This is a genomic window from Bacillus sp. AF62 (assembly GCF_050312695.1).
GTDB classification, from domain to species: Bacteria; Bacillota; Bacilli; order Bacillales; family Bacillaceae_G; genus Bacillus_A; species Bacillus_A cereus.
In genome coordinates, this window is the sequence record NZ_JBNPJZ010000150.1 from 1 (window position 1) to 4,083 (window position 4,083).

Consider the following 4,083-nt stretch of genomic DNA (forward strand, 5'->3'; position numbering starts at 1 on the left):
CTATCATTCTTCCAGGAAAACGGGTTTCTTTATGCATTCATTTTTGGATATTTATGAGTTTTGCAACACCCTCATTTCATTAATACAGAGTCAATTCCAGGGAGCCAGTGCAGTTGGTTCCTTTTCTTTTTGGAAAGAAAAAGGATTTCCGGTTAAGAAGGGTGAGAAAGGAATCAAAATTCTTGTTCCAAACCGAACTGTAGCAAAATTTAAAGATAAAGATGGGACATGGAAATCCGTTACAAAGGCAAGTGCGCAAGAGAAAAAACAAATTGAATCTAAAAGCGTAGAAGTGAAACCAGGTCGCTTATATTTTGCTGTCGGTCATGTGTTTGATGTGTCCCAAACAAACGCAAAAGCGGAAGATCTTCCTCGTATTTTTCCGAATCGTTGGCTAGACGGGAGCGTAACAGATTACAAGAGTTTGTACAAGGGAATGGAAGCCATTGCGGAAAAAAACGGTGTGAAAATTATTGAGCCGAAGCAAGAACTTGGGGTCGCAAAGGGGGTTAGTTACACCTTAACAAAAGAGGTTACTTTGAATCCTAGAAACAGTGAATTACAAAATGTAAAAACACTTCTTCACGAATTGGCGCATGCCAAACTTCATACAGCAGAGACACATATGAATTACACAGCACCAGAAAAAGAGTTTCAAGCAGAAATGACAGCTTATGCCGTTTCTTCTTACTTTGGGATTGATACGAGCGAATATTCTTTAGGGTATTTAGCAAACTGGACACAAGGAAAAGAAATGAAAGATAAAACGAAATTATTGAAAGAAGTACATGAAACTTCAATTGAATTTATTGAAACAATTGAAAGCTCGTTGGAAAAAGAAAAAACAAACGAAAAAGGAGTAGATCATATGGCAAAACAAGTGTCTGAAAATGTAAGAGACAATTTCGAAGTTTTAACAGGCATCCAACAAAATGCGCAGCGACTTATCAATGAAAGGCTTGGATTAAATTTTGAAAAACATTGGGAAAACTATGAAATTCAACTTTCAGAAGATAATCGTGTATTAGAAGAAATAAATCCTAATATTCGTTTGAAATTAGGGGAGATGGAACAGATTGTTTATGAATTTGGTACAAACAGAGAACAAGATACATTTAAAAAAATTGTGGATACATTAGAGCCATATTATGAAGCTGATTTGTTAGAAGATAGTTTCAATGATATACCAATCGCTAAGGTTTCATTAGATCGTGAAAAGCGTTTAAAAGTCGATTGTGTTAATGAGCATGTGAAAGAAAATCATAAGGATTTTTGGTTTCAAAATTCAGTGAGTTTGGCTTTGAATGTAATTAATCATCGGATTTCAACAGCACATAAAGAAGTAATGAATAATGATATTGAATATAAAGGACTATATCCCAAATCTGAATCAGAAGTGATTTATTGCCAAGAAACAGGTAAGCCATTACAGCACAATGAAGAAGTTTTTCATGTCGAGGGTCATGGATATACAGTAGCAGAAGAGGCAAGTTTTAAAGGGTTGGATAAAGAGGATGGTTATTATACAACGATTGAATATGAGCAGGTTGAAGAAAAAATACTTGCACCAATTGGACTAGAAAAAAATGCTCAACCTAGCTTTGCAAATGAAAAACAGAATGAAAAAAATATTTTATTGGTGGAATACATGAGTTTAAGTAATACGACACAAGAGCTTGTTTCTGTTGCAGAGTTAAGGGAACAAGCAGATAAAAACCGAGCGTTCGAACCTGTAGAAGGTGCAGAGAAATTGAGTGATAAAGAATTTATTAATGCATTTAACGAGGCGAATCAAGAAAAATATGCAGCACTAAATCAGGACGAAATTAACCGTCCAACTATGTTAGTTCAATGGAGCGATAATGAAGCTTTTAAGAATAATCAACTGATTCCATTTGGAGAAGCAAATGAAAAAATGGCTGAAGTTATTGCAAGTATTGAAAAAGCAAGAGAAGAAGCTAAAGAAAGAGGTGTAACCATCCCTTACGATCAAGCACGTTATCATATTGCCATTCCAAAAGAAGTAGATAGGGACTTTGGGAGAATGGAGCTTGTGAGTATGGATCGTATGAATATGGGTGATGGGGACTACAAGACACCGTATGAACAAGTATTAAACGAGAAAAGGTATCTATCGGATGAAGTGAAACAAGTGTTACGAGATGAGGTAATGAACCATAGAAATAACAAAGAAATACCGATGGAAAAAGTACAAGAAAATCCATTAGAAAAATCAAAAGAGACACCTAACCACTTAGTAACAATTGAAGTATTAGCAAATGGTATGCAAGATGAAGAACTGGCAAGAATCCACATGATGGATGCCGTTACGAAAGATATAAATTATTTGTCTGTATGGAATCAAGATAAAACAAATCGGGACGATTTATATGTTTCACTCATGGAAAAGAACGGGAAACGAGAAAACGTCTATTTAGATAACATTTTGAAACCAGATTTATATGAAAAGGATCAAAGTTCTATCTTTGATGGAAGAGGAAATTTGTCATTTGTTGTTTATGAAAAAGATGTAAATATGAGTCTAGATGAAATCGTAAAAGATGAACGATATGGACTCTTAGTTGATAAAGCGGAGGCACAAAAAGATTACTCTTTTAATGAAAAAGAAGTGGAATTATATAAAGAAATGAAGACAGATGGATATGCACCTATCGCTTCTCTAGATCAACAAATTCAGCCTTTAAAAGAAAAGGAGCCAACTACATTAGATAAAGATTTAAGCCGAAAATTCGAAGCATACAGACGTTCACAATATGAAGAGACACCAGATAATATTGATAGCATTGTCACTCGTGTAAAAGCTGAAGAGCGATATTATACAACAAAGTATGTTTCGATTGATAATGAGCTAGTAAGCCAGGAACATATAGTGAAATTAGAAAACCAGGTGGATGAGAAACTTGGGAAAGAAGGAATAACGGTGAATCAGTCTACAACTTCAAAGGAAACGGATTTTGATAAAAAGTTTCAGCCGGTGAATGGAAAAAAAACGAATGATAAAGAAAAAGAAAAGGAAATAGATCGTGGTAATGTAGATCAGTCGAAGTCTACAAAGAAATCGGGTAGAAAAAAAGAAACAATGGAAATGGAACGATGAAAAATTTTATAACAGGAACACCAGATTAAATCATTTTTTGTTACTCAATTGAGATAACGGAGAGTGATTTTTTTATATCTAAAAATGAAAGAGGGCAAAAGAAAAAGCCCTCTTTCTTATTTATAGAACGGAAAGGAGAGGATGCCATGAATGTATGGTTGTTTGCGGGCTGTATGTTCCTTGTAGCTGTCTTTTTGAACATGTTTCTATTGTTTGGTCACAGAATGATGAAAAAGCGGAGAAATAAGAAATGGAAGCGTGAAACTGAAATTGCAGATTAATAGGAGGTAGTACTTATGGGGAAAACATTATTTATTGCTGAAAAACAGAAGGTAGCTGTTGAATTATTAAAATCACCTAGATTTAGAAACTCTCAAAAGTATTCGGGAAGTATGCCGTATTATGGCTACTATGAAAATGAAAATTACATTATTAGTTGGTGCCGGGGGCATTTATTAGAGTTAAAACATCCGGAAGAGATGGATGCCAAGTATAAGGTATTTAAATTGGAACATTTACCCTTAATTTATCAGCCAGTTTATAAAGTAAAACAAGAGTATGCTGGGGTAAATAAAAAGCAATCTCGTGTATACAAGTCATCTTTTGAGGCAGCAGAATTAGAAGGAGCATTGAATCGATTAGAACCATTAACGGATTATGACGGGCTTGCAAAGTCGGCTAAAGCAAGGCAATACCTGGATTATATTCTAGGGATTAATGTTACAAGAGGCTGTACATCCAAACTAGCAAAAAATCAATTTTTATTGGCTTCTGGTCGTGTTCAAATGTGTATCTTGAATGAAATCCGTCAGAGGGAAATCGCTATCCAAAATTATAAAGAACAAACCTACTACAATTTAAAGCTACTAACGGAAAACGGTTTATCACCAGAGGGTGTTGCAAAACTCATAAATATCCAAAAATGAATGCATAAAGAAACCCGTTTTCCTGGAAGAATGATAGTA

2 protein-coding genes and 1 pseudogene are annotated in these 4,083 nt (G+C 34.7%); all 3 read left to right on the top strand.

The genetic code is table 11. The annotated features are described in order from the left end of the window. A partial coding sequence (locus tag ACQRBL_RS30635) for an LPD25 domain-containing protein (RefSeq protein ID WP_427736255.1) occupies nucleotides 1–3,118 on the top strand: 3,118 nt, incomplete at its 5' end. A 146-nt stretch (nucleotides 3,119–3,264) separates the two neighbouring features. After that, complete coding sequence (locus tag ACQRBL_RS30640; RefSeq protein WP_001103675.1) at nucleotides 3,265–3,399, top strand: hypothetical protein; 135 nt, start codon at nucleotides 3,265–3,267, stop codon at nucleotides 3,397–3,399. Nucleotides 3,400–3,414: 15 nt separating this feature from the next. After that, nucleotides 3,415–4,008 (top strand): annotated as a pseudogene (locus ACQRBL_RS30645) (DNA topoisomerase); the annotation flags it as partial. Between the last annotated feature and the right edge of the window lie 75 nt (nucleotides 4,009–4,083).

Excerpts from the sequence above, each read along its gene's own strand:
- ACQRBL_RS30640 (WP_001103675.1), top strand. The coding sequence starts at position 3,265 with ATGAATGTATGGTTGTTTGCGGGCTGTATGTTCCTTGTAGCTGTCTTT.